Raw genomic sequence first — 24,737 nt, 5'->3', positions numbered from 1 at the left:
AGACAATACTCAGGCGGCTATAACAAAAACAGTTAAAGTATGTAATGGTTAAGGCATAACGTGAAGATCAACATGGTAAGCGCTGAATTTTCGGATATTTAGAACACCGCTATCAAGAATCAAATACTGGCCTTTTATTCCCTTCAAAATACCTTCAACTTCTGGCGTTTTATCCAAATTATGAGCGACTACTTTTTCAGGATGTTGCTCTACGGGATAGGTAAACTGATAAGGACGCGCATCAAGCAATGGATAAATAGCATCCAAACCAAACTGCTGTTGTAGTTGAGCGATATCATCTTTGGCCAGCTCTAATAGGCGATCACGTTCGTCTAACAAATTAATATCGGGGCTAATACCCTTTAGCATATTGCGCCAGTTGGTTCGGTCAGAGGTATGTTGACGTATTGCATCTTCAACAAGGCCAGACTGCAAACGCGTCTTCACACGAAAAATAGGCAGGGCTGTTAAAGCGCCTTGATCCATCCAGCGTGTCGGAACCTGAGTTTCCCGTGTGATGCCTACTTTTAAACCAGAAGAGTTTGCTAAGTAGACAATATGATCCTGAAAACAAAACTGCTCCCCCCACTCAGAGTCACGGCAAGTGCCTAAATGATAGTGGCATTTTTCTGGACTCATGATACATAAATCACACTGGGCTAACGCCTTAAAACAAGGGTAACAAAAGCCTTGAGAGTAACTTTTCTTGGTTTTACGCCCACAGTGGCTGCAGTTAATTGCGCCATGAAAACTGAATTTTAATGTTTTACCGATAAGATCATTTAACGTAATCTTCTGACCCGCCAGTTCAAGCTGATAACTAACGGGTTGCGTATCCTGGGTAAACATCTTGTGTAGCTGACCGGAAAATACCGTCATGAAGGCTCCAGCAATCAGTGCATTATTTTAATAATATCGGCGTGATCTTTATCGCTCTCACACTGTTCTTCCATAAAGCCAACACGATCTTCTGCCGGCATATCATGCTGAATCTCAAAGCGAATCACGGCTTCCATGCAAAGCTCAACTTGCTCTTCGGTTAAACGAATACCATTTGGCCATTTACGCAGTTCAACCGCTTGGCGTAAGTTAGAATAAATATCAGGTGTCATATTCTGAATCAATTCTTGCAGGGTCATAGGACCTCCGGTTAAGACAGTCATTGCTATTAAGGCTGCCATTACTATTAAGACGGCCATTACGATAAGTATTTAGGCGTGAACCCAGGCAAGAAGAGATTATACCGATTTAGAGGCTCTCTTACCTTCCCCTTTGAACTTGACCAAAATAAACGCCCATAGGCTACCAGAGACCAAACCCGCAATATGAGCAGCGTTAGCGACATTACCAAAACCTAGCAGACTAGAGCCACCCACCAGACAGAACACCAGCCAAACGAGAAGCAGAATAAAAACGGGCTTACGAATATAAAAAATAGGCGGATGGGCCAGACGATCCCAGAACCAGCAGTAACCTAGCAAGGCATAAACCACACCCGATAGACCACCAAACAGAATATCGCCCATCATGTACTGAGTCAGATTAGCACCTATAGCACTGATCAAAAAAAGCACCGCCAACTGGATTGTCGACTGCCTTTTCTCAATCATTCGGCCGAGTTCCCACACCCAAAGACCATTAAAAATCAGATGCAAAAGCCCAAAATGTAAAAATGTTGGTGTTAACAGCCGCCAAATATCACCGGCTTTAAGTGCTTGCTCTAAAGGCAGATAAGAGAGTCCTTGAGGAACCTGGTGAAAGGGAACAATGCTTAATGCACTTAGAATATGGGACTGGCTATCAAAACTGATCAAAGCGGTTATCAGTGCGCTAATAAGCAACAATACAAAGGTCAACGGCCAACGTAAAGCATCGGTAAGACCATTTTTGATACCGTCAAAAGAGGGCGGTTCAGAATCAACAGTGTAGGCTAGCTCACCCCGCTGCCACTCCTCAACCATGACCAGTAACGCTGGATAATCTTTAGGATTGGCCAGCCAAATCTCTTGGCTATCTTTACTCTGGCGAATCTGATGCCCTATCTTTCTCGCCCAAAGTTCATGGCTTAGTTCTGACAGGTCTTTATTATGCGGCAGCTCTAAAACTTTTATCATGGCTCACATTTAACCTTCTGAATAAAATAAGGCAAAAAAAATCCGGCAGCATGGTACGTGCTGCCGGATTCACTCGCTATCTACTGTTAGCACACCTGAATAATATATTTAGAGCCAGTAGACTTTTTAAACCAGTAAATTAACCAGTAGGCTTCGTGGACAACCGACTCGCCACGAATAACCTTACTTATTAGTATGCGTCCATTTTATAAAGTTCCAAGGGGGCTACGATAAAATTTCATAAAACAACGTTTCAGGCTGGTCGCTTTAGTCTGTTCAAATCATTCCGCCACCACCTCTCAGACAGAGGTATCGTTAGAGGTCCAATCTCGATCAACCGAGATCCAAACAAAATTACTTGCATCCAACTGGGTTTCCCCACTAAACCGATAGCAGGCTAATTTGCCATACTTCACCGCACTGTAGTCTAAACAGGCGATATTGGGTGTCACCAAAGCTGGAACCCCTTCACACCAGTAGTGGCCAATAAATAATGGACGATCATGGCGGGAATAATACAGCAGCTGTTCTTTTTCAAGAGCCGTTAACGGTTGATCCTCCAAACAACCAGGAAGATTATCTGGCTGGAAAATCACATCACCGTAAGTTGCTGGATCTTCTGCCCAAAAATGCGTGCGGAACGTTCGTCGACTAAAGCCATCGCCGCCGTAGATTTGCACGCCATCAGGCAATCGAATATGACTACCTCGGGTTAAGTGCTCCATCAGCCTGAAACCAAAACTTTCAGGCTGAACCGATTCGATTAAAAGCTCATCGGTCAGCGTATCGGTTTGATAGTGTTCCTGTAAGGTGCGAATAAAACGGTCATTCCAAGTTGCATGTACCACTCGGAATTGATCCGTTTCAAGATACAGAGGTAATGTCTTAAACCAGTCAAGATAGATCGCCCACTCATCTTGAGCGGTCTCAAACTGCTCTAACGTCTCTTTAATAAGACGAGTATGCCGTGGATTATGACTGCGTAAATAGTCATCGGCAAAACCCTCTGGCGCGGGGGTACAATAGGTTAATGCATTATGTTCATGGTTACCCATGATACAAACTGCTTCACCCGCTTGAACCATGCTATACACCAGCTCTAAGGATTCACGAATTCTAGGGCCTCGATCAACGATATCCCCTAAAAAGATAACCTTACGTTCAGGGTGCCGCCAAACACCATTGCTCTTGCGATAGTCCATCTGAAACAGCAGGCGCTTCAGTGTATGGGCGCAACCGTGAATATCACCGATAAGGTCGTAGCCAGCGGCCTCAGGCAACTGGCTTTGAAAAGGCTTATTGGTCGCCAAAACTACTACTCCAGCCCAACTTTGTTCGGCAAATTTCATAAAAGTTATGATCAACCGGATGGATTAAACGCAGTTTATAAGGACGTTTTTTCACGTACAGTACATCACCAGGCTTGGTTACTAGGTGCGTTTGCCCATCACAGCTAACATGAGGGTAGGCATCATTATCTTTTGCGATAATAATCTTCACCTCACTATTACCATCCACCACAATAGGACGGCTACTCAGGGTGTGCGGGAACATCGGTACTAATACGATCGCATCCAGTTTAGGATGCATAATAGGCCCGCCACCTGAAAGAGAATAAGCCGTTGAGCCAGTCGGTGTGGATACAATCAAGCCATCAGAACGTTGGTTGTAGACATACTGACCTTCAATATAAAGATCAAACTCGATCATACGAGCCGATTTACCTGGGTGCAAAACCACATCATTTAAGCCAACAGCATTACCTACAGGCTCACCATTACGATACACCTCGGCATCCAACATAAAGCGCGTTTCGGTGATGTACTTACCATCCAAAACCTCACCTACACGCTCTTCAAGCTCGCTTGGTGAAATGTCGGTCAAGAAGCCTAAGCGGCCACGATTAACGCCTAATACAGGGGTATTATATTTGGCAATTGCGCGGGCAGCGCCTAATAGGCTACCGTCACCACCGACAACAATAACCAGATCACTCACTTCGCCAATTAATTTACGACTGGCTTCCTGTAAACCGTGCCCCGGCATCACCTCACCAATTTGATCTTCCAAGATAATATGCAAGTTGCGATCCTGAAGATAACGGATTAACCGCTTCATAGTATCCACAACCTTGGTACTACCCAGTCGCCCAATTAGGCCAATATTTTTAAATTGTTCCATCTGCCGTCTTATCTTTCAGTTGGTGTGGATTGATAGCTTTCAGAAATCGCTGAAAAGCATGTTTGATACATAAAAAAGCTTATACGCTTACTGAAATTATTTAAACAAGATACAAAGCCTATTGGTTTAACTTTGTGAAGCCGTAGCAAGTTTTCCCGCTAATGCAATTAAAGCAACTCCGGTAACGCGTTCAATCCAGTGACTAATTTTACGGAAAAAAGTCCGAACCTGTGGTCGAGATAAAAATAAGGCCAAACCCACAAACCAAGCACCGGTAATAACCGTCATCCAGAGACCATAAAAACCTTGAACAAGAATCGGTGTTGTCGGGCTAATCACCACTGAAAATAAAGAGACAAAAAATAACGTTGCTTTGGCATTCAACACATTGGTTAAAAAACCCAGCCGCCATGCTTTCCATGCCGTTCCTGAATGGCTCACTTCCTGTGTTAGATCTATCTCTTTGCCATTATCGGGCTTAGCTTTAAGACACTGCCAGCCCACCCATAAGAGGTACGCTGCTCCCAATATTTTCAAAAGGGTAAAAGCCGTTGTCGATTGAGCGATCAATAAACCTAAACCTAACAGTGAATACGTGGCATGCACAAGGATACCGCTACCAATGCCGATCCCCGTCCAAACACCCGAACGACTACCCGCACATAAACTCTGTCGTAAAATAACCGCAAAATCAGGGCCGGGGCTTGCCACGGCCAAAAAATGAATAACCACGACCGTTAAAAACTCTGGCCAGTATTGGAAAAAATCTGTCGCGACCATCCGTCACTCCTATTTATTTATACTTACTTATACTTGTTTGTACTGACTTATTAATATTAGCCCAGAAACGACAAAAGCCAGCAAGGCTGACTTTTGATTTGGGCAGCGACTCTTAATTAGAATCGGTTGCCGATACCAATATTGATTGAATCTAAATCAGAGCCATAATTCATATAATCGGCATTAAAATACCAATCACGCCAAAGGGTTAACTCTGCACCACCGCCAAAAGAGATACTGGTATCACTTTCAATAGTGCCAGCATTATCAAATTGTGACGCTGCAACCCCCACTAAGCCTTTAATTTGGATTCGATCCAAAGGCAAACCCCAGCGAGCATAAACACCAACCGTATACTCATGCTCATCACCACCCAGTGCAAACTGGGCTTCTGCGGCAACAAACTCATCAAAGCGCTGACCAAATGTTAATCGAGTTGACTTACCTGACTCAGAACCCGTTGTTACAGTACCATCAGCAGCCGTCGTACTGGTGCTATAAGTCCAGTTCATCATATCGATGGCAGCATACGTGTATAACTGCTGATAAACATTGACTCGCTGAGCGCTATCACGGGTTTGACTATAAACTGGAGCGGCTTCGGAAGGGATAGAAGCGAGTGCAGCCATTACGGCCAAAGCGCTGGCAAGGGTACGCTTTTTCATCAGTTAACCTCTGTTGTAAGTGCTGATCATTAGAAATGTGACTCTCTGACAGAAAAAATCTGTCTATTGACGGATAGATTAACATAATTTTAAGCCGACACACGTTCGCCTTAAAACAGAATAAGCAGATCATTATATCTTGTTATCTCACAATTCACTCTTGACCCTAAAGTTAACTACAGGCTTTACAATATAGGTATCACCACTATCGGAAACAGAAAAATGTCTGACTTTTACAAGATAGGCACTCTCGCTAAAGAGACTGGCGTTACAGTTGAAACCCTGCGTTTTTATGAAAAACAGGGGTTAATTCCTAGGCCACACCGTTCAGAGGCCGGTTATCGTCTCTATCCCACCATCGCCCTAAATCAGGTCGCTTTTATCCTACGAGCAAAAGAAGTGGGGTTTTCGCTAAAGGATATTTCTGGCCTGTTAGCCCTTGAGGTCAACCGTGATCAGGAAACCTGCAAGACCGTAAAAAACTTTGCGGAAGAGAAACTCGCCGATATCGAAGCGAAAATTAAAGAGCTAGAACAGATGCGTAACGCCCTAAAGCAAATAACGGACGCTTGCTGTGGCGGCTCCTTGCCTGCGAGCCATTGCACCATTCTAAGCGCCCTTGCTGAAGGTAATACCGAAGAGGAGTCAACTCATGTTACTGCTGGATAATTTCTACGACTTATTTTTAGATGCCGCGCCTTGGCTGCTGGGCGGTTTGGTTATCGCAGGTTTGATTCATAGCTTTATTGCCACAGAAACATTAGCCAAGCATCTAGGACAAGATAGCCTTCTAGCCATAACGAAAGCAGCCGTGTTTGGCGCGCCGCTACCGCTATGTTCTTGCAGTGTTATCCCTGCCGCTATTAGCCTACGCCGCAACGGAGCTTCCCGTAGTGCTACCGTTTCATTTCTAGTTTCAACCCCAGAAACGGGCGCGGATTCCATTGCCGTCTCTTATGCCTTACTTGGCCCTTTTATGGCTATTATTCGGCCTATTTCTGCGATACTAAGTGCGATTGCCGCCGGTATATTAACCCTTATCTTTAAAGAAAAGACGTTTCAAAACGATCCCTTATATTCAGAGATAAACTCATCCGTAGATACAGAAAGCAATACAACAGAAAACAATACTGAAGCCAGCAGCTGTTGCAGTAAAAAAAGCTGCGGTTCGAGTGCAACGCAAAAGGCCGATGCCACCCCCAGCATATTTGATCGATTTATTCAGGGGCAACGCTATGCTTTTGTCGATATTTTTAATGATATGGCAGGCTGGTTACTGGTAGGACTACTACTAGCGGCGATGACCCTGACATGGGTACCTGAAAGCTTTCTAATACAGTGGGGTGATGGTTTTAGCGCTATGTTAGTCATGGCTTTAGTTGGGGTTCCGATGTATATCTGTGCCACGGCCTCTACACCTATTGCCGCAGGCTTACTATTGTCAGGCATCTCACCTGGAGCGGTTTTAGTCTTTATGTTAGCAGGGCCTGCAACCAATATGGCAACAATCGGCATTGTTAAGCGGGAGCTAGGTACACGAGCTGTCGCCTGTTATCTTGCGGGCGTATTGAGCGTCGCTTTTGCTGCGGGCTTAATCACAAACGCTTTAGTGGCGACCTTCGCAATTGATATTAAAGTGCAGTTAGCCGCCAGTCAGCATCTATTACCTCACGGGATTATGCTCACATCCGCTCTCATTCTAGCACTGCTAATCATCAATTATGGCCGCAGTCGTCTATTCAAACTAAACCTTCAAACGGTTCCTTCAAGCTGATCGTTCAAGCTTATTATTCAAAAACAAACAACAGCCACTTGAGGTGGATGAGGCTAATGAGCATCATCCACCTCAAGTGCATCATTAAGTTCAAAAGCTCGCGCCCACTGGAACGTATTTAATAGTGCCATCCCAGCCTCTGTCATATCTCGTCCAAAACTAACAACACCATCTTGATGCCCCGCCATGGTAAACACAGGGCTAAGCGTTAACCGATCATCACACCATAACTGGGCCACCGCAGCCGCCATTTCCGGCGTGCCGTAGGGCACATCGACCGGAGTAGCAGGAAGAAATAAGCGATCACTTAACGACCAAATTTCAGGGCTATGGACATGGATAACTGCCTGTATCGTATCATCTAGCTGATAAACAGCCCCGTGGGTTAACGCCTCAGAAGAAGGCTTTACAGGGCCAGATGCGACAATATGATTAACCTTAGGGTCACAGGTTTCAACAAAGGCGTAATGCTCTGGAGTCAGTCGATCTAAGTGCCCCGTCTGAGTGCCGCTAATAATAAACCCATCTTTATGGCGAATGCTGATATTTCCGTAACCCAGACCACCGTAGCGTCGGTCATCCTGACCAATCAAACCCAACTGGTTTAGTGTTAAACGCCACTGCTGAAGACTCTCTAACAAAGCCTCATCACACGCGGGGCTTAATCGGTAATCCAGCCGGTACTTAATAACGCCTTCTTGTTCGGTCATACGCGCTCCTTTGATGTGCTTTTTAGATGTGCTTTTTTATATATGATGCTGTTCACGACCAAGCAGCTAACAAAGCCTCGGGGGATAAATTGAGCCCCTTTAACTGCCACACTTCAGATTCTGGGATCTGATCGCCCTGATCATTTTCCATCCAGCTTTGACGCAACCACAGAGTATGCTGAGTATCAATTTGCACAATCAACTGCTGTTGAAAAGGTATCGCTAATACGTCACCGAGTAACATACGAATCACACCTAAATGGGAGATCAAAGTGCCCCCTGTTTGCCGCTGCTTCCATCGTTGCCAACCGCTTAGTACCCGCTGCTGCATCTGACGAGCAGATTCTCCCTCAGGAAAGGTGAAATCTAATAAATTTTGCTGCCACTGCACGATGCTCTGCTCACTGATGCTCTCCCAAGGCAGTCCTTCCCATCGTCCAAAATCCAGCTCCTGCCAGCAAGGATCTATCTCAATAAAAGAAGAAGAGCGAATAGAAGATGACAATGTCTGAGGGCCTTCTGAAGAGAGTTCCAAAGAGAGCTCTAAATGTTCCGCAAGCCGGGATGCTCGCTGTAAAGGGCTGGTTAAAATAGGTTGAGGGAGTTGATTAAACCTCTGCCAGCAAGGATCAGGAGGCTCATCGGCGAGCAAGTCACTTCTGCCATAGCAGGTACCAGAGGCAACATTCGGCTTTAAATGACGGACTAGAAAATAATCACACTGCTTGAGCGGCATGTTAATGATTCACCTTTTTTCATGCTCCATTTTTTTACTAGTCAATCTTTTTACTATTCAAGCTTTTACTACTTAATACTTTACTACTTAATCTTTTTTTAATACCCAATTTTCAGCTCAAACTTAAAGGGACGGCGCAAAGCACCAGATAAATAAACACCTCTGCTAGCTGCTGAGCACCACCAAGGCAATCCCCTGTATAGCCGCCAATTCTTTTTAGCCAGTACCAAGTAAGCAATCGATGCAAGGCAAACAGCACCAATAAAATAGCGATTCCAGTACCAAGAGAAAGAAACAGCATACCGGATAGGCCCGTAGCCGCAATAAAAGCCAGCTCTCCCTTTGTAATACGCTCGCTATGGCCAGAAAACTTCCGGTCGACCTCATCACGGACATAATTAAGGGTATACATAAAACTAGCGGAGAAGCTTCGACTTAAACTATGCCCCAGCAGTAACGCCCAAGGAATTATCTCCACAGATAACAGAAACAGTGCTGATAACTTAATCGCCATCATCAAACCTAATCCCACAGCGCCATAAGTACCTAGCCGAGAGTCTTTCATAATGCTTAGGACTTGGTCTTTCTGCCAACCTCCGCCAAAACCATCGCAGGAATCAGCAAAACCGTCTTCATGGAAAGCACCAGTGAGCAACACGCCTACCACGGTACTCAGCAAAAGCGCCAGCCAACTACTCTGCCAAAGCGCATAAAAACCGACAAAAGCGACGGCACTTAGCCCACCAACGATCAAGCCGATAACAGGCAAAAAACGCGCGGCTCGGTTTAACTGTAATGCCTGATCAGGTACCTGAGTTTTAACCGGAATACGGGTAAAAAAGATAATAGCCGCCAGTAGCAAGTACCACTGCTCTTGCCAAAAATGACTAATCTTCATCCGTACTAACGCCTGCATCCGCAAAGGAGGCCATCTCATTTAGGAAGGCAACGGAAGAAGCCACCAACGGATAGGCCACCGCAACACCACTACCTTCACCTAAACGCAAATCTAGCTGTAACAAGGGCTGCACGTTTAAATAATTCAACATGTGACGATGGCCGCTTTCATCAGATTGATGGGTAAACACACAATAATCCAATACTTCAGGATACAATGCATGGGCCACGAGCAAAGCGCTGGTTGCGATAAAGCCATCGATCAAAACCAACATCTTTAGCTCTGCCGCTTTCAGCATTGCACCGCAGATCATTGCAATTTCAAAGCCACCAAAGCGGGCAAGCGTATGCAATGGGTTATGATCATCTGGATGATTCGCAGCCGCTTGCTGTAAAATCGACAGTTTTTTCAGCACACCTTTTTCATCCAAGCCCGTACCACGGCCTACGCACTCGACCAGTGGAACCCCTGTAATACGGTGCATCAGCAAGGCTGCCGATGAAGTATTGCCAATTCCCATCTCACCAAAGCCGATAACGTTACAGCCACCTTTAGCCACTCGCTTAACCTGTTCACCACCGCGAATAAAAGCTGACTTAACTTGCTCGTCCGTCATGGCAGCCTTTGTTAGGTAGCTTTGGGTTCCCTTAGCGATACAAGCATCAAACAATTTTGGATGCTCGGGTAAATCGCTAGCAACACCAGCATTAACCACTTCTAGGTTAATATTGTTCTGGCGACAAAATACGTTAATAGCCGCGCCACCATTCAGAAAATTCAAGACCATTTGTGGCGTTACTTCTTGCGGAAAAGGGCTAACACCTTCTTCAACAATCCCATGATCACCTGCAAAAACCAGCATATGAGGCTTATTAAGCACCGGCTCTAAACTCTGCTGAATTAGCCCCACTTTAAGCGCCACATCTTCCAACTGGCCTAGTGCGCCTAGCGGTTTAGTTTTAGTATCAATTTTAGCTTGTAGTTCAGCGGTTAAACGCTTGTCGGTACGGAAAATAGAAAACATTAACGCTCTCAATATTTGATATTTAAGACTGTATTAGCAACATTCAGCAAAAATACAGCCCTAAATAAAAGGAACAGGGTTTGAATTAAAACCAGAACAGGTTTCAATCAACATGATATTTAATCAACACAGCATTCGATCAACATAAGCTTCAATCAAGACACGTTTCTTTTCTTTCAAAAAACGGTTAATCGTCTTGTCGACCTTTTTTGCCTTCTTCGGTTAAGGTCCACGGCAGGCCCGGCTTCTCTTTCAAATTCTTACTTTCGCCTTTAACCTGTTGTTGCTGTTGTTTCTCTTCTTCGTCATCTTCCAGCATAGCTTGATAAAAACTGGCGGAGTACCGGCGGCCTCCAGTATTGGTCGGCTGTACAGTCTTAACTTCTGGTGTTGGGTTTGACTCCGCGTCTGCACCTCTATCTTTAGCCTCTGGCTCCTTAAGAAGCTCAGGGTCAACCGGATTCAGTGCATCAGGCTTGACAATCGCGTCACTTAGCGGCGTATATTGCAGCTCTGAACGTGTAGAGTTTAACTCAGCCTCTGCTTCTGCTAGCCGCTCAGTATTAGCGGCGATTCTCTCTCTTTTCAACTGCTCAGCTTCTGCCGCAGCCCCTACATATTTAGCTAAGAATTCACGGGAAGGCGCAAAAAGAGCCGCTCCCGTCACCGCCTCGGTGTACTTCAACATATGATCGAAATGCCCGTGGACATCGCTATAGATCATACTGGCTAGCATACGAGTGAAATTATCAGCGAAGCGGCTATAAGACACAAAATACAACCCTTGCTCACTTAATGTGCCGTAGGGCATGCTCTGGCGTAAAATCTCAACGGCATCCCCTTCTTCATCTTTAATACCCGCACGTTTGATATGGGATGTTAGCGGTTTTTCATCACCCTCAAATTCAATGTTATCCGATTTGGTACGACCAAATACTTGTTCCTGGTCTTTCACAGGTACGCTATTCCATACCGGCAAATTATGGATATAACGTTGAATATGCACATAACTACCACCAGAAAAAGCATCATCTTCATGGCCAACAAGCGCCACTTTTGCACGATGTTCGCCTGTAGGGTTTTCGGTGCCATCAACAAATCCGGTTAAATCACGGGAGTCTAAATAACGAAAAGTCGGTATCGCTTCTTGCAAAGTGGCAATTTCACCCAACATGCCATCGATGCGACGGGCAACCACAAAGTTAATATCGTGACGGTCAGAACGAATTTGGAAATATAGATCACAGGGCGTTTCGGGAGCAGCTCGCAAGCCTTGCTTCATTTCAGGGAAAGATTTTAGAGCTGCGGGGCGGCGTTCGGGATAGAGTCGATCCCAGCCGTTAGCGCCAATAGCTACCACGCCATTTAACGTCGGTACTTCAAACACACGGGCGCATTCATCAATCATCGCAGGAAAACGCGCAATCATATCTCGCACTAAAGGCAAAAGATCATCATCAGAATTTAGCGTGTAAGTAATGTAATAACCGTACTGATTCGATTCTGCCAAAATACCCGATTGAACGTTCTTCAATATATGATCCTGCATAAAACAGCCCTTCTCCTGTGATTGAACCAACGGTTATTATGCCATTAGTTCACGGCACTCGCTGCATCGAACGTGATCAGCGCATTAATTTCTTCCCAGCGTTGTTATTTCAGATAGAGCATTCAGCGTGCCATATCTAAACCGTAACCCCGCCGCCCTTGCAGCCCACCAGAATGAACTAAGATAACGCGGCTATTTGGCGTAATATCTCCGGCCTCTAACTTTTGCCAAAAGTGACTAAACAGCTTACCCGTATAAACAGGATCAAGCAGAAGCGCGTTGTCAGGACAGGAGCAAAAAAGCTGGTTTTGTAGCTCTTCAATGTTATCAAGCAGCCACGGTGAAACTTTACCATAACCACCAAAATGCCCCTCTAGCTGTAACTGCCAGCGGTTTTCTAGCCTTGTGCTTTTTTTCTGATCCGCAGACAACCGCTCCTTAATAACCCGATACAAGAATTCAGCCCCCTTCAATACAGGAACACCGATTATCTGATAATTACCGGTTCGACCTGTAATAAGCCCCGCCAAAGTGCCTCCCGTACCCACAGCACACCAAACTTGATTCGGTTGCCAGTGCTGTTCACTACAGGCTTGCTCCAGTTGCTGGGCAAGGGTTATCACACCGGGCTGGGCTAAGGCGCTACTGCCCCCTTCCGGTACACAATAATAATTAGGGTATTGAACAGCAAGCTGCGCCAACCACTCAGATTCATCCCGCAGCCGATAATCTTTGCGGGTAACGAAATGCAGCGTTGTCCCCCAGTTTTGAATATCCTGCAGCATGGCACTTTTGGCAATAAGTTCTGGCTCACCACGAATAACCGCCACACAAGGCCGTTGCAACAGATAACAGGAGTAAGCCAGCGCATGAAGATGGTTAGACCAAGCGCCACCAAAGGAGAGGACTCCGGCAGCGGCCTGATTTAAGGCCGCTTTCAAGTTGTATTTCAGCTTATAGCTTTTATTGCCGGAGATAATGGGATGCACCAGATCGGTACGCAAGATTTTTAGCTCGATGGCTTTTTCTACTAGCAAAGGGTGATCAACCGTTTGCAGTGGTGCAGGCTTAAGTTGATCCATCCAGTATTGAAACGCATCCATCTGTAGGATCATCCCCCTAAGCGCTATGGTGCTTAGCTAAGAATTTATCCAATGCATTACCGAACTCCTGTCGATCCCGTTGATTCAGCGTTGCAGGACCTCCCGTTTGCACACCACTACTGCGTAAATCCGACATAAAGTCTCGCATCATAAGACGCTCACGGATATTATTTTTGGTGTACAGCTCTCCACGGGGGTTAAGTGCATGGCCGCCTTCATCAATCACCTCTGCCGCCAAAGGAATATCAGCTGTAATCACTAGATCACCGGCGCTTAGATTTTGCACGATATAATTATCAGCCACATCAAAACCTGGCGGTACCTGTACCGCACGAATCTTACAATTTGGCGGCACGGATAGCGGCTGATTAGCGACCAGAATCATAGGAAGCTCTAGGCGCTGCGAGGCACGAAATAAAATATCTTTAATCACTTTGGGACAGGCATCCGCATCAACCCAGATCTGCATAATATGGCCTTTTAGGTATGTGTTAGTCGATAGTGCTTCTTGTTCTAATCGATAGTGCTTCTTGTTTTAATCGGTAGCGTTTCTTGCTTGAATCGATAGCACTTCTTCACGAGCCGTGCATTATAAAACAGCAGCCAAAAAAAAGGGGAGCCAAAGCTCCCCCATTACTCTTTTTTAAACCTAATTCACCCTTTCAATCTAATAAACTAAATCTAATAAATACCCTTTGAGTGAGTCGGCTATAAAGTCACCGCTAAACGCAAACCTTGATCAATAGCTCGCTTAGCATCCAGTTCAGCGGCAACATCAGCACCACCGATCAAATGAGGCTGCTGACCTAAAGCTTTTAAACCCTCTTCTAATTCACGACAGGGCGTTTGGCCTGCACAGATAATAATATTATCCACGGGCAGAATATCTTGCTCACCGTTGATGGTTAGATGCAAACCGGCATCATCAATTTTTAGGTATTCGCAGCCTGACAGCATATGAACATGGCGCTTCTGTAAAGCAGCTCGATGAATCCAGCCGGTGGTTTTACCCAGACCTTTACCTAGCTTGCTGGCTTTACGCTGCATCAACCAGACCTCACGGGCAGGCTCAGGGTTATGGGCTTCAACCCCTTCAATTCCTGCTCGATGCTGAACCGTAAGATCCACACCCCACTCACGCATAAATTCATCGATATCCAGACTAGCCGACGGGCCTTTTTGCGTCATTAACTCAGACACATCAAAACCGATACCACCAGCACCCATCACCGCTACTTTTTGGCCGACAGGCTTCGCTCCAGTGATCGCTTCAATATAGGTCATCACTTTAGGATGGTTAATACCTTCAATATCTGGCGTTCTTGGAGTAATCCCTGTGGCTAAAATCACCTCATCAAAATCTTTTAAATCATCCGCTGCAACTCGGGTATTCAGTTTTAGCTCGACGCCTGTAACATCGATACGACGCTTAAAGTAGCGCAGGGTTTCAAAAAACTCTTCTTTACCCGGTATCTGTTTGGCGTAATTAAATTGACCGCCAATTTCGGCTTTTGAATCGAACAGAGTCACACTATGGCCGCGCTCTGCCGCCGTAGTGGCCGCTGACAAACCGGCAGGACCGGCACCGACAACAGCAACGGTTTTAACTTGCTGAGCGGGCTCCACGACAACTTCTGTTTCATGGCAGGCACGGGGGTTGACCAGACAAGAGGTCAGTTTCATCTGGAAAGTGTGATCCAGACAGGCCTGGTTACAACCGATACAGGTATTGATCTCATCAGCGCGATTTTCTGCAGCCTTGCTGACAAACGCCGGATCTGCTAGGAAGGGGCGCGCCATTGAAACCATATCCGCATGGCCATCAGCCAGCACCTGCTCCGCAACCTCTGGCGTATTGATACGATTGGTCGTGATCAATGGAATCGATAGTTCCTGCTTCATCTTTTGAGTCACACGGGTAAAAGCTGCCCGTGGTACGCTGGTAGCGATAGTGGGCACTCGCGCCTCATGCCATCCAATACCGGTATTGATCAACGTGGCACCTGCTAACTCAATCCGCTTGCCTAGCTCAACAACCTCCTCCCAATCACTACCGCCTTCAACAAGATCCAGCATCGACAGGCGGAAAATGATAATAAACTCAGCACCCACTTTTTCCCGAACTTGGTGCACAATTTCAGTGGCAAAACGGGTGCGATTATCAAAGCTTCCGCCCCACTTATCGGTACGCTTATTGGTTCGAGCTGCAATAAACTGATTAATCAGATAGCCTTCTGAACCCATAATTTCTACGCCATCATAACCGGCTTGTTTTGCTAGGGCAGCACAGTTGACGTAATCTGCAATCTGCTTTTCAACCTCATCCCCTGTTAACTCATGGGGCGGAAACGGATTGATCGGAGCCTGAATCGCAGATGGCGCAACAGAACGTTGAGAGTAGGCATAACGGCCTGAGTGCAAAATCTGCATACAGATCCGGCCACCAGCCTGATGCACCGCATCTGTCATGACTTTGTGTTGCTCCGCCTCTTCCGGTGTGGACATCTTGGCAGAACCTTCAAATACAGCACCTTCTTTATTGGGTGCGATACCGCCGGTAACAATCAAAGCAACACCGTTCTGAGCACGCTCCGCATAAAAAGCAGCTAAGCGCTGAAAACCATTCGGGCTTTCTTCTAAATTGGTATGCATAGATCCCATCAGAACACGATTGGGCAAGGTGACAAAGCCCAGATCTAATGGCTGCAGTAGGGTTGGATAGGCTTGATGCCCATTCTGGTTTTCAGTTGCCATCAGCTAAATCCTCGGTCAATCATTCAGGTAGCATTCTTATTGTTAGTGACCAGAAACTTTAAACCATAGACCTTAAAAAGTGATATCTTTATAAAACAAATCAGTAACTTTAAAAGACAAATAATTATTTAAACCATGAAACTCGGTGATATTAACGTCAACATCCTGCAAAACTTATTTCAAGTCATCGACAACCAAGGTAAAAATGCTCTTGGGCTGTTTGAACGATTTGGCCTAGGCGACCTTCTACAAAGCCATCCTGAGCGACGAATCAGCATCCCCCGCTATATGCGCCTTGGAGAACAAGCCATCTCTTTAACAGGTCGTCATGATATTGGCCTATTAATGGGGGAACAGACCTGTAGTCATCATTTCGGATTAATGGGGTTAACCGCAACAATGGCTCCAACACTGGGAGATGCGCTAACAACGGCCATTCGTTACGAGCGACTTTACAGCAGCAATAGCCGGGGGCACAGCCATATAACACATCAGGGTGAACGAACGGGGTTTTGCTTCTATTCAATTAGCCCCTACAACCGTTTTAATTATTTTGTTGTGGATGCAGTGCTTGGTGGCTGGTTAAGCCTATTGCAGGAGTGGTCTGGGTTAACGTTATCTGAGCTTGCCAAAGCTGGTGCGAGTATTGATATTGAATTTAATCGCCCAAACTATGCGGCTAATTACGCCACAAGCTATCAACGCTGGAAGCTACCGGTTCATTTCAGTGCTGACGGAAATAGACTTTGGCTCCCTAAGCATTTAAGCCAACAGCCTTGTTTGCAGTACAACCCCATCACCTATCGCCAATTAAGTTTATTGTGCGAGCAGCAATTACAGCAAATTTTACAAGGTAGAAGCTTAGCAGAGCAGGTTGGTGAAATTATAGCCATGAATCTAGCGGGCCAAACACCGACGTTAAAGCAGATTGCCCATCACTTCAACTTACAGCCGTGGACATTAAATCGACAATTAGAGGCAGAAAATACCCACTTTCAATATATTTTAGATAGCACTCGCAAAGATCTCGCCACACGCTATATACGAGATACTCAACTAAGTATTGGCGAAATCAGCTATCTATTAGGTTTTTCTTCATCACCGGCTTTTCAACGGGCCTTTAAGCGCTGGCACGATATTCCTGCAGGAGCCTTTAGAACACAGCAAGGTAAGGTAAGCACAGTAAAAGAAGAAAAATAGATAGGTGAGGGAACGTAAAAAAGCGAGAGATCATAATCCAGAGATGATAGAAACTAGGTAAAACTTATAATACTGGAGATAGTAGAAACGGAAAAGTAAGATAGAAAGAGGAAAAGGGATCTATAAAATTAATATGTAAAGACATATTAACTAGCAAGCAAATGGCGGACCGGACGGGACTCGAACCCGCGACCCCCGGCGTGACAGGCCGGTATTCTAACCAACTGAACTACCGGTCCGCATAAACTTGCAAATCATCTTTAGTCACTAAAAAATCAGCAACTAAATGGTGGGTGGTACAGGGATCGAACCTGTGACCCCCAGCTTGTAAGGCTGGTGCTCTCCCGGCTGAGCTAACCACCCACGGGAATATCTAAAAACAACCAAGTCAGACGAAATGGCGGACCGGACGGGACTCGAACCCGCGACCCCCGGCGTGACAGGCCGGTATTCTAACCAACTGAACTACCGGTCCGCATAAAATCTGACGTTCACTTCAACAAAAGCAGAAGTGGTGGGTGGTACAGGGATCGAACCTGTGACCCCCAGCTTGTAAGGCTGGTGCTCTCCCGGCTGAGCTAACCACCCACGGGCATATCTTACGATATAGATAACAATAACGTACCAACATTGAAACAAACTAAGTGGCGGACCGGACGGGACTCGAACCCGCGACCCCCGGCGTGACAGGCCGGTATTCTAACCAACTGAACTACCGGTCCGCATATATAGTTTGTATCTGCGTTGAACCAACTATCCAATAAATTAGAAAACGTATCTAACAAATTAGAAAATGGTGGGTGGTACAGGGATCGAACCTGTGACCCCCAGCTTGTAAGGCTGGTGCTCTCCCGGCTGAGCTAACCACCCGACGCTATGACGAAATTGGCGGACCGGACGGGACTCGAACCCGCGACCCCCGGCGTGACAGGCCGGTATTCTAACCAACTGAACTACCGGTCCGCATATCATCATTATTACAACAAATTGAATTCTATTCATGCTTCGTCAAAAGCAAAAATGGTGGGTGGTACAGGGATCGAACCTGTGACCCCCAGCTTGTAAGGCTGGTGCTCTCCCGGCTGAGCTAACCACCCGCTCAATTTGTGGCGCAAATTATAAGGGATTTATTTTTTCTGTCAAACACTTTTTGAAAATAATTTAAATTACTTTTCAGTAAGTTAGCAAACTTATCCCCAGTCAACTTGCGAGCGTAATAGTGACACGATGCCCGCACCCAAGCAATCAGAATTAAACCACACCTCCATTCGCCTCTCTCTTTATCCACCGCAGTATTAAAGAGAGCAACGCAAATACGATAATGAACAGCATATTATAAAACGCACTAGAACCGAACGATTGATAGCCACAAAAACGCCATTAACAATAATCATTGCTAATCAATTGGCCAGCCTTACCTTATAGGCGATAGCAAATGCAGTCATTGCCGTCTGTCGAGAAGAGCAAATAAACAGATAATATCGATAAAAAAACAGCTCTTTTCACCGACGTTCACTTGTGGATTATTCCTAGGCGACGCCTACTAAAAAACCTACTTAGAAAACCAAGCACTTAGCCCTCAAAAAAACCTCTTCGTCGCAGCCCACAAGACCTAGAAGCATACTGGTCACTAAAAATCCTACAAACCAAAGAAATTAATTCCCCCATATTTCTTGATGGATAGCGGCAAGGGATATTCAGACTTAGATCAACAAACCCCTATCAGCATTAGGTTTTTACAACTTTCGACTATCCCATCCATAGCTATTTGCTGTTAAAATCCCTGCCACTTGATAGATTCGTTAGAGGAAACGTTGATATCGAGCATGACTCTAAAAACTCTTGGTAATTGCAAAGCGATCTTAAGCCCATGGTACGGTGTGGCGGATTGTCGCGCATACCTTGATATGCGTCATTGCCAAAAAAGCCGTAGTTCTAGAGACTTCGGCTGGATTCCTTCACTTAAACTCGCTGTTAATGGGAACCTGACATGAGCACAGCAACTGAACAACCGACCTACAATTACAAGGTGGTCCGGCAGTTCGCCATCATGACAGTCGTTTGGGGTATCGTCGGTATGTCCGTCGGTGTCCTAATCGCTGCTCAATTGGTGTGGCCGTCACTGAACTTTGACACCGCATGGTTAAGCTTTGGTCGTCTTCGCCCACTGCACACCAATGCCGTGATTTTCGCCTTTGGTGGTAGTGCGTTATTTGCTACTTCCTACTATGTCGTACAGCGTACCTGTCAGGTTCGTCTGTTCTCCGACGCTCTAGCCTCCTTCACCTTCTGGGGTTGGCAGCTAGTGATCGTACTGGCGGCAATTACTTTGCCTCTAGGGCTAACAAGCTCTAAAGAATATGCAGAACTGGAATGGCCAATCGATATTCTGATTGCCGTTGTCTGGGTTGCCTATGCGATCAACTTCTTAGGGACCGTGAAGATTCGTAAAACCTCCCACATCTATGTGGCGAACTGGTTCTATGCAGCCTTCATTATCACCGTTGCTGTCCTGCACATCGTAAACAGCGCTGCATTGCCGGTAAGTTTGACTAAGTCTTACTCCGCATACTCCGGTGCTATCGATGCCATGGCACAATGGTGGTACGGTCACAATGCTGTAGGTTTCTTCCTGACGGCTGGTTTCTTAGGCATGATGTATTACTTTGTTCCTAAGCAAGCAGATCGTCCGGTTTACTCCTACCGTCTATCTATCGTGCACTTCTGGGCACTAATCTGTACGTATATGTGGGCCGGCCCTCACCATCTACATTACACCGCTCTACCTGACTGGACTCAGTCTCTAGGTATGGTGATGTCACTGATTCTGCTTGCACCTTCTTGGGGCGGCATGATCAACGGTATGATGACGCTGTCTGGTGCATGGCATAAACTACGCAACGATCCGATTCTTCGCTTCTTGGTTGTTTCTCTGTCCTTCTACGGTATGTCTACCTTCGAAGGCCCGATGATGGCAATCAAAACGGTAAACGCTCTTTCTCACTACACTGACTGGACAATCGGCCATGTACATGCCGGTGCTCTAGGTTGGGTAGCGATGATCTCTATCGGCGCGATCTATCACTTGATTCCTCGCCTATTCGATAAAGAACAAATGCACAGCGTAGGCCTGATCAATGTTCACTTCTGGTTAGCAACGATCGGTACAGTTCTTTACATCGCATCTATGTGGGTGAACGGTATTCTTCAAGGTCTAATGTGGCGTGCAGTTAATGCCGACGGTACCCTGACTTACAGCTTCGTAGAAGCACTTGAAGCAAGCCACCCTGGTTTCTTGGTTCGCTGGTTGGGCGGTGTATTCTGGGTTACAGGTATGCTGATCATGGCATATAACGTATGGATGACTGTACGTAACACAGAAGCCAAACCTGTTGCACAGACAGCCTGATGCTAAGGTAAGGAACGATAGATATGAAACACGAAAATATTGAAAAGAACGTTGGCCTCATGATTGTGCTGATTTTAGTTGCCATCAGTTTTGGTGGTCTTGCTGAAATCGTGCCTTTGTTCTTCCAAAAGCAAACGACTCAACCTGTTGAAGGCCTAAAGCCATTAACAGCATTGCAGATTGAAGGTCGTGATATTTACATCCGTGAAGGTTGTAATGTGTGTCACTCTCAAATGATCCGTCCTTTCCGCGCAGAGACTGAGCGTTATGGTCACTACTCGGTAGCCGGTGAATCAGTATACAACCACCCATTTTTATGGGGTTCTAAGCGTACTGGGCCTGACCTAGCTCGCGTAGGCGGACGTTACTCTGATGACTGGCACCGTGCGCATTTATATAACCCGCGCGACGTAGTACCTGAGTCTAAAATGCCGTCTTATCCTTGGCTTTTCAGTGACACTCTTGATGGTAAGTTAACCGCCAAGAAACTGGAGACCTTGCAAACTCTGGGTGTACCTTACACTGCAGAAGATATCGCAAGCGCCAAAGCTGATGTTCAGGGTAAAACAGAGATTGAAGCTGTAGTCTCATACCTGCAACAGCTAGGCACAGTACTGAAAGATAAACGGTAGGGATTATGGATATCACTGACTTGCGCGGCATCTCAGCCATCATGGTAATGGTTGGGTTTATGGGTCTTGTTTTTTGGGCTTATAGCAAGCGACAGAAAGCCAGCTTTGATGAAGCGGCTAATCTGCCTTTCGCCGACGAAGATAGCCATAACTCAGGCAAATCAAAATTGGAGAATAAAGACCATGACTAGCTTTTGGAGCGCATGGATCATTGTTATCACTCTAGGTGTGATTGCAGGCTGCTGGTGGGTTCTGTTTGCCAACCGTGTCTCTACCCCTAAGAGTGGTGATGTGAAAACTATGGGTCATAGCTTCGACGGGATCGAAGAGTATGACAACCCGATGCCACGCTGGTGGTTCATCTCATTTATTGGCACCATTATCTTCAGCTTGGTTTATCTAGCTCTGTATCCAGGTCTAGGTACTTATCAAGGCATTCTGGGCTGGTCCCAGGAAGGTCAATGGGAAGAAGAAGTTCAATATGCCGCTGAACACTACGCCCCAATCTTCGAGCAATACAGCAGCATTCCTGTTGCTGAGCTTGCCCAAGACACAGAAGCAATGAAAGTTGGCCAACGCTTGTTCGCCAACAACTGCGCACTGTGTCATGGCTCAGAAGGTCGTGGTGCCTATGGTTTTCCGAATCTAACCGATACAAATTGGTTGTATGGCGGATCACCAGATGCCATCAAGCACACCATCATTAATGGCCGTAACGGTCAGATGCCTGCTTGGGGTGAGATCTTGGGTGACGAAGGTGTGACTCAAATGGTTCAGTACGTGCTAAGCCTTAGCAGTCAGGAAACTGATGCAGCAGCGGCTAAAGCAGGTAGCGCAACCTTCACAGCAATGTGTGCAGCCTGTCACAATCCAGATGGCAAAGGCAATCAGATGCTGGGCGCACCAGACTTAACCGATAACACCTGGTTATATCTGAACCCTGAATGGGGTGTCGCTAAGTCTGTTGAACAATCGATCCGCTTGGGTCGTAACGGCAACATGCCAGCTCAGGCTAAGTATATCGGTGAAGATAAAGTTCACTTGGTAGCAGCCTACGTTTACAGCCTATCCCAGGGCAAGTAAACATCAAAGGAATGCGACATAATGTCGCATTCCTTTTCCCCCTCCCCCCTTAGAAAATCCCGTAGAATTAACACAACCTGAACCTCGTCTTTTTGGTTCAACCTTTTCCTATTTGTAAGCAAGGTTGGTTTTAGCGATGAAGGATAGAATTCCTGCTCAAGACATCACGGATGCAGCAAAAAAACGGAGTCATGCCGTTAAAGCTGCAAACGAAAGAAAAATTGAGAAAAAAGAGAATGGGGATAGTCTTTATCAAAAACGAAAGCATATCTATGTACGTAAAGCCTTAGGGGTATTCACTAAGCTTCGTACCACTCTAAACTGGGCACTATTAATCGCCTATTTTTCTTTCTCATGGTTGCAGTGGGGTGGCAAACAAGCCATTTTCTTCGACCTGCCAAGCCGTCAGTTTAATATTTTTGGCGCTACTTTCTTTCCCCATGACTTTATGTTGTTGTCATGGGTTCTAATCGTTTGCGCTTTTGGTCTATTTTTTATCACCGTGTTTGCCGGTAGGGTCTGGTGTGGCTACGCCTGTCCCCAAAGCGTCTGGACGTTCCTGTTTATCTGGGCAGAAGGCATTACCGAAGGGCCGCGCAACAAGCGTATGTCATTAGATAAAGCCCCCATGACCAAAGAGAAATTTCTGCGCAAAAGTGCGAAGCATCTTCTCTGGTTATTTTTTGCCTGTGCAACAGCATTTGCCTTTGTTGGTTATTTCTCACCCGTTCGAGATTTAGGCCCACGCATTCTTGCTTGGGATCTAGGTCCTTGGGAGATGTGGTGGTTACTGTTCTTCACCGCTGCAACCTACATCAATGCTGGCTGGATGCGTGAACAAGTCTGTATCTACATGTGCCCGTATGCGCGCTTCCAAAGTGTTATGTTTGACCGTGACACACTTGTTGTTTCCTATGACGAAAGTCGTGGTGAAAAACGTGGCCCACGTAAAAAAGGCTCAACAGATTATAAAGAAAATGGCTTAGGCGACTGTATTGACTGCGGTGTCTGTGTGCAAGTCTGTCCTGTTGGCATTGATATTCGGGATGGTTTGCAGTACGAGTGCATCACCTGTGCCGCCTGTATTGATGGCTGTAACGAGATGATGGACAAAATGGGTTATGAGCGCGGCCTCGTTCGTTATACCACCGAAAATGAATTAGAAGGCAAAAAGAGCCATATTCTTCGCCCACGCCTCATTGGCTACTTTGTCGTATTAATGGCTATGATCATTGCGATTGGAGTTGCCATTAATGACCGTATTCCACTGGAACTGGAAATACTACGAGATCGAAACCAGCTCTACCGAATGGATGGTCAAGGTAATGTTGAAAATAGCTTCATTATCAAGCTGGCGAATATGGATCAGCAGACTCGCAGCTATAAACTATCAGTCACAGGTATTGAGGGCTTGGAACTGGTTGGCAAGAAAGAAGTCACAGTAAGCGCTGGTGAAGTTATCAATCTACCTCTGCGAATGAAGATTCGCCGAGAGCTAATGTCCGATCCAAGTGTTGATATTCAAGTGAAAGTACAATCAACAGATGGCTCAGGTTATGAGCTAACTAAAGAGTCTCGATTTATCGGAGCCGTTCGACGGTAAGAGAACAAATGCAAAATACAAACAGTACTACTCACGCATGGTACAAACAGTTTTGGCCTTGGTTTCTTTTAGCGCCATTGATTGTTACCGTTATTGTTGGCATTACGATGCTGTCATTTTCCATTCAGGTTTTTGACGGCACAGTAAACGACAATTATTACAAAGAAGGTCTGGCTATCAACCAGACCCTTGAACGGGATCATTATGCCCAAAAGCTAGGAATGGCAGCCTCGCTGAAGGTTGATAGCGTAACAGGGGATGTGCTTATTACTCTAAATGGTCAGCTGGAAAGCTGGCCAAAGCAGCTTACCCTACAGTTTATTAACCCGACTCGCGCCAACCGTGATTACAGCGCGGTTTTAACTCAAGTCACGGGAAACAATTATCGAGGTCAAGTGGAAAAAGCCCCACTAAATCTTTGGTATTTGGACATTTCAGCGCCTGATAACCTATGGCGTCTCAAAGGCAGTGCTGATTTCCCTGCTGAAGAAGTTATTGAGCTAAAAGCAGCTCAATAGCACT

The 24,737-nt window shown here is 45.9% G+C and carries 24 protein-coding genes and 8 tRNA genes; 9 read left to right on the top strand and 23 right to left on the bottom strand.

The annotated features are described in order from the left end of the window. Window positions 1-48 precede the first annotated feature (48 nt). The 7 genes from G517_RS0114960 to G517_RS0114930 all read right to left on the bottom strand — a co-directional run bounded on the left by G517_RS0114960 (window position 49) and on the right by G517_RS0114930 (window position 5,740). Window positions 49-879 carry a DUF2797 domain-containing protein gene (locus G517_RS0114960; RefSeq protein ID WP_028305077.1) on the bottom strand — a complete coding sequence of 277 codons (831 nt, stop codon included), beginning with the start codon at window positions 877-879 and terminating at the stop codon, window positions 49-51. 14 nt (window positions 880-893) lie between these two features. Beyond that, on the bottom strand, window positions 894-1,139 hold the full coding sequence (locus G517_RS0114955) for a DUF1315 family protein (RefSeq protein WP_028305076.1): 246 nt from the start codon (window positions 1,137-1,139) through the stop codon (window positions 894-896). 99 nt (window positions 1,140-1,238) lie between these two features. Further along, window positions 1,239-2,114, bottom strand: coding sequence for a rhomboid family intramembrane serine protease (locus G517_RS0114950; protein ID WP_028305075.1), 876 nt, complete (start codon window positions 2,112-2,114; stop codon window positions 1,239-1,241). Between the two features lie 299 nt (window positions 2,115-2,413). Further along, complete coding sequence (locus G517_RS0114945; RefSeq protein ID WP_245543266.1) at window positions 2,414-3,424, bottom strand: metallophosphoesterase; 1,011 nt, start codon at window positions 3,422-3,424, stop codon at window positions 2,414-2,416. Further along, the gene (locus G517_RS0114940; RefSeq protein ID WP_028305073.1) at window positions 3,411-4,295 is read right to left on the bottom strand and encodes an NAD(+) kinase; all 885 of its coding nucleotides are present in this window, start codon (window positions 4,293-4,295) and stop codon (window positions 3,411-3,413) included. The genes G517_RS0114945 and G517_RS0114940 overlap by 14 nt, the downstream gene beginning before the upstream one ends. A 126-nt stretch (window positions 4,296-4,421) precedes the next feature. Next, window positions 4,422-5,075 carry a LysE family transporter gene (locus G517_RS0114935; RefSeq protein WP_028305072.1) on the bottom strand — a complete coding sequence of 218 codons (654 nt, stop codon included), beginning with the start codon at window positions 5,073-5,075 and terminating at the stop codon, window positions 4,422-4,424. A gap of 116 nt (window positions 5,076-5,191) precedes the next feature. Beyond that, window positions 5,192-5,740 carry an outer membrane beta-barrel protein gene (locus G517_RS0114930; protein WP_028305071.1) on the bottom strand — a complete coding sequence of 183 codons (549 nt, stop codon included), beginning with the start codon at window positions 5,738-5,740 and terminating at the stop codon, window positions 5,192-5,194. A gap of 222 nt (window positions 5,741-5,962) precedes the next feature. Between G517_RS0114930 and zntR the strand changes: the two genes are divergently transcribed. Together zntR and G517_RS0114920 are read left to right on the top strand one after the other, a co-directional pair. Continuing rightward, window positions 5,963-6,409, top strand: coding sequence for a Zn(2+)-responsive transcriptional regulator (gene zntR / locus G517_RS0114925; RefSeq protein ID WP_028305070.1), 447 nt, complete (start codon window positions 5,963-5,965; stop codon window positions 6,407-6,409). Further along, on the top strand, window positions 6,393-7,514 hold the full coding sequence (locus G517_RS0114920; RefSeq protein ID WP_028305069.1) for an SO_0444 family Cu/Zn efflux transporter: 1,122 nt from the start codon (window positions 6,393-6,395) through the stop codon (window positions 7,512-7,514). The genes zntR and G517_RS0114920 overlap by 17 nt, the downstream gene beginning before the upstream one ends. Window positions 7,515-7,567: 53 nt before the next feature. On the opposite strand, the gene G517_RS0114915 is transcribed toward G517_RS0114920, so the two are convergent. From G517_RS0114915 to G517_RS0114880, 8 genes are all read right to left on the bottom strand, one after another. Next, entirely contained in the window at window positions 7,568-8,224 is a 657-nt protein-coding gene (locus G517_RS0114915) for a class II aldolase/adducin family protein (protein WP_028305068.1), read from the bottom strand. A 52-nt stretch (window positions 8,225-8,276) separates the two neighbouring features. Then, window positions 8,277-8,960, bottom strand: coding sequence for a histidine phosphatase family protein (locus tag G517_RS0114910; protein ID WP_028305067.1), 684 nt, complete (start codon window positions 8,958-8,960; stop codon window positions 8,277-8,279). A 112-nt stretch (window positions 8,961-9,072) separates the two neighbouring features. Beyond that, complete coding sequence (locus G517_RS0114905; protein WP_028305066.1) at window positions 9,073-9,858, bottom strand: adenosylcobinamide-GDP ribazoletransferase; 786 nt, start codon at window positions 9,856-9,858, stop codon at window positions 9,073-9,075. Then, window positions 9,848-10,882, bottom strand: a complete 1,035-nt coding sequence (gene cobT / locus G517_RS0114900; RefSeq protein WP_051206458.1) for a nicotinate-nucleotide--dimethylbenzimidazole phosphoribosyltransferase — start codon at window positions 10,880-10,882, stop codon at window positions 9,848-9,850. The genes G517_RS0114905 and cobT overlap by 11 nt, the downstream gene beginning before the upstream one ends. A gap of 187 nt (window positions 10,883-11,069) precedes the next feature. Next, complete coding sequence (locus G517_RS19425; protein ID WP_084632301.1) at window positions 11,070-12,431, bottom strand: Dyp-type peroxidase; 1,362 nt, start codon at window positions 12,429-12,431, stop codon at window positions 11,070-11,072. Between the two features lie 122 nt (window positions 12,432-12,553). Beyond that, entirely contained in the window at window positions 12,554-13,534 is a 981-nt protein-coding gene (locus G517_RS0114890; RefSeq protein WP_051206457.1) for a 1-aminocyclopropane-1-carboxylate deaminase/D-cysteine desulfhydrase, read from the bottom strand. A gap of 16 nt (window positions 13,535-13,550) precedes the next feature. After that, complete coding sequence (locus G517_RS0114885; protein WP_028305063.1) at window positions 13,551-14,003, bottom strand: YaiI/YqxD family protein; 453 nt, start codon at window positions 14,001-14,003, stop codon at window positions 13,551-13,553. Window positions 14,004-14,242: 239 nt separating this feature from the next. After that, complete coding sequence (locus G517_RS0114880) at window positions 14,243-16,288, bottom strand: NADPH-dependent 2,4-dienoyl-CoA reductase (RefSeq protein ID WP_028305062.1); 2,046 nt, start codon at window positions 16,286-16,288, stop codon at window positions 14,243-14,245. Between the two features lie 135 nt (window positions 16,289-16,423). On the opposite strand from G517_RS0114880, the gene G517_RS0114875 reads away from it, so the two are divergent. Then, window positions 16,424-17,488 carry an AraC family transcriptional regulator gene (locus G517_RS0114875; protein ID WP_028305061.1) on the top strand — a complete coding sequence of 355 codons (1,065 nt, stop codon included), beginning with the start codon at window positions 16,424-16,426 and terminating at the stop codon, window positions 17,486-17,488. A gap of 162 nt (window positions 17,489-17,650) precedes the next feature. On the opposite strand, the gene G517_RS0114870 is transcribed toward G517_RS0114875, so the two are convergent. From G517_RS0114870 to G517_RS0114835, 8 genes are all read right to left on the bottom strand, one after another. Further along, a tRNA-Asp gene (locus tag G517_RS0114870) sits at window positions 17,651-17,727 on the bottom strand. A gap of 48 nt (window positions 17,728-17,775) precedes the next feature. Then, window positions 17,776-17,851: transfer RNA gene (locus G517_RS0114865), tRNA-Val, on the bottom strand. A gap of 35 nt (window positions 17,852-17,886) precedes the next feature. Beyond that, a tRNA-Asp gene (locus G517_RS0114860) sits at window positions 17,887-17,963 on the bottom strand. 37 nt (window positions 17,964-18,000) lie between these two features. Beyond that, a tRNA-Val gene (locus G517_RS0114855) sits at window positions 18,001-18,076 on the bottom strand. A 57-nt stretch (window positions 18,077-18,133) separates the two neighbouring features. Next, a tRNA-Asp gene (locus G517_RS0114850) sits at window positions 18,134-18,210 on the bottom strand. 72 nt (window positions 18,211-18,282) lie between these two features. After that, window positions 18,283-18,358 (bottom strand) — tRNA-Val (locus G517_RS0114845). A 16-nt stretch (window positions 18,359-18,374) separates the two neighbouring features. After that, window positions 18,375-18,451 (bottom strand) — tRNA-Asp (locus tag G517_RS0114840). 58 nt (window positions 18,452-18,509) lie between these two features. After that, a tRNA-Val gene (locus G517_RS0114835) sits at window positions 18,510-18,585 on the bottom strand. Between the two features lie 893 nt (window positions 18,586-19,478). On the opposite strand from G517_RS0114835, the gene ccoN reads away from it, so the two are divergent. From ccoN to G517_RS0114805, 6 genes are all read left to right on the top strand, one after another. Beyond that, entirely contained in the window at window positions 19,479-20,897 is a 1,419-nt protein-coding gene (gene ccoN / locus G517_RS0114830; RefSeq protein ID WP_028305060.1) for a cytochrome-c oxidase, cbb3-type subunit I, read from the top strand. A gap of 23 nt (window positions 20,898-20,920) precedes the next feature. Beyond that, complete coding sequence (gene ccoO, locus G517_RS0114825) at window positions 20,921-21,529, top strand: cytochrome-c oxidase, cbb3-type subunit II (RefSeq protein ID WP_028305059.1); 609 nt, start codon at window positions 20,921-20,923, stop codon at window positions 21,527-21,529. Window positions 21,530-21,534: 5 nt separating this feature from the next. Beyond that, window positions 21,535-21,720 (top strand): CcoQ/FixQ family Cbb3-type cytochrome c oxidase assembly chaperone, encoded by a 186-nt coding sequence (locus G517_RS0114820; RefSeq protein WP_028305058.1) that lies wholly within the window; start codon window positions 21,535-21,537, stop codon window positions 21,718-21,720. Next, entirely contained in the window at window positions 21,713-22,612 is a 900-nt protein-coding gene (gene ccoP / locus G517_RS0114815; protein WP_036591775.1) for a cytochrome-c oxidase, cbb3-type subunit III, read from the top strand. Before G517_RS0114820 ends, ccoP begins: the two co-directional genes overlap by 8 nt. A 136-nt stretch (window positions 22,613-22,748) precedes the next feature. After that, window positions 22,749-24,215 carry a cytochrome c oxidase accessory protein CcoG gene (gene ccoG, locus G517_RS0114810; protein WP_084632297.1) on the top strand — a complete coding sequence of 489 codons (1,467 nt, stop codon included), beginning with the start codon at window positions 22,749-22,751 and terminating at the stop codon, window positions 24,213-24,215. An 8-nt stretch (window positions 24,216-24,223) separates the two neighbouring features. Next, window positions 24,224-24,733: a FixH family protein gene (locus G517_RS0114805; protein WP_028305055.1), complete on the top strand. Its 510-nt coding sequence runs from the start codon at window positions 24,224-24,226 to the stop codon at window positions 24,731-24,733. The last annotated feature ends 4 nt before the right edge of the window (window positions 24,734-24,737 follow it).

The organism is Oceanospirillum maris DSM 6286 (genome assembly GCF_000422865.1).
GTDB lineage: Bacteria > Pseudomonadota > Gammaproteobacteria > Pseudomonadales > Halomonadaceae > Oceanospirillum > Oceanospirillum maris.
The sequence above is the reverse complement of the archived record's forward strand: the minus strand, read 5'-3'. Positions and strand labels throughout refer to the sequence as shown.

Coding starts and splice junctions, on each gene's coding strand:
- G517_RS0114820 (WP_028305058.1), top strand. CDS start 21,535: ATGGATATCACTGACTTGCGCGGCATCTCAGCCATCATGGTAATGGTT.
- G517_RS19425 (WP_084632301.1), bottom strand. CDS start 12,431: ATGCAGGATCATATATTGAAGAACGTTCAATCGGGTATTTTGGCAGAA.
- G517_RS0114805 (WP_028305055.1), top strand. CDS start 24,224: ATGCAAAATACAAACAGTACTACTCACGCATGGTACAAACAGTTTTGG.
- G517_RS0114940 (WP_028305073.1), bottom strand. CDS start 4,295: ATGGAACAATTTAAAAATATTGGCCTAATTGGGCGACTGGGTAGTACC.
- G517_RS0114920 (WP_028305069.1), top strand. CDS start 6,393: ATGTTACTGCTGGATAATTTCTACGACTTATTTTTAGATGCCGCGCCT.
- ccoP (WP_036591775.1), top strand. CDS start 21,713: ATGACTAGCTTTTGGAGCGCATGGATCATTGTTATCACTCTAGGTGTG.
- cobT (WP_051206458.1), bottom strand. CDS start 10,882: ATGTTTTCTATTTTCCGTACCGACAAGCGTTTAACCGCTGAACTACAA.
- G517_RS0114905 (WP_028305066.1), bottom strand. CDS start 9,858: ATGAAGATTAGTCATTTTTGGCAAGAGCAGTGGTACTTGCTACTGGCG.
- zntR (WP_028305070.1), top strand. CDS start 5,963: ATGTCTGACTTTTACAAGATAGGCACTCTCGCTAAAGAGACTGGCGTT.
- ccoN (WP_028305060.1), top strand. CDS start 19,479: ATGAGCACAGCAACTGAACAACCGACCTACAATTACAAGGTGGTCCGG.
- G517_RS0114890 (WP_051206457.1), bottom strand. CDS start 13,534: ATGGATGCGTTTCAATACTGGATGGATCAACTTAAGCCTGCACCACTG.
- G517_RS0114960 (WP_028305077.1), bottom strand. CDS start 879: ATGACGGTATTTTCCGGTCAGCTACACAAGATGTTTACCCAGGATACG.
- G517_RS0114930 (WP_028305071.1), bottom strand. CDS start 5,740: ATGAAAAAGCGTACCCTTGCCAGCGCTTTGGCCGTAATGGCTGCACTC.
- G517_RS0114935 (WP_028305072.1), bottom strand. CDS start 5,075: ATGGTCGCGACAGATTTTTTCCAATACTGGCCAGAGTTTTTAACGGTC.
- G517_RS0114885 (WP_028305063.1), bottom strand. CDS start 14,003: ATGCAGATCTGGGTTGATGCGGATGCCTGTCCCAAAGTGATTAAAGAT.
- G517_RS0114875 (WP_028305061.1), top strand. CDS start 16,424: ATGAAACTCGGTGATATTAACGTCAACATCCTGCAAAACTTATTTCAA.
- ccoG (WP_084632297.1), top strand. CDS start 22,749: ATGAAGGATAGAATTCCTGCTCAAGACATCACGGATGCAGCAAAAAAA.
- G517_RS0114880 (WP_028305062.1), bottom strand. CDS start 16,288: ATGGCAACTGAAAACCAGAATGGGCATCAAGCCTATCCAACCCTACTG.
- G517_RS0114915 (WP_028305068.1), bottom strand. CDS start 8,224: ATGACCGAACAAGAAGGCGTTATTAAGTACCGGCTGGATTACCGATTA.
- G517_RS0114955 (WP_028305076.1), bottom strand. CDS start 1,139: ATGACCCTGCAAGAATTGATTCAGAATATGACACCTGATATTTATTCT.
- G517_RS0114950 (WP_028305075.1), bottom strand. CDS start 2,114: ATGATAAAAGTTTTAGAGCTGCCGCATAATAAAGACCTGTCAGAACTA.
- G517_RS0114910 (WP_028305067.1), bottom strand. CDS start 8,960: ATGCCGCTCAAGCAGTGTGATTATTTTCTAGTCCGTCATTTAAAGCCG.
- ccoO (WP_028305059.1), top strand. CDS start 20,921: ATGAAACACGAAAATATTGAAAAGAACGTTGGCCTCATGATTGTGCTG.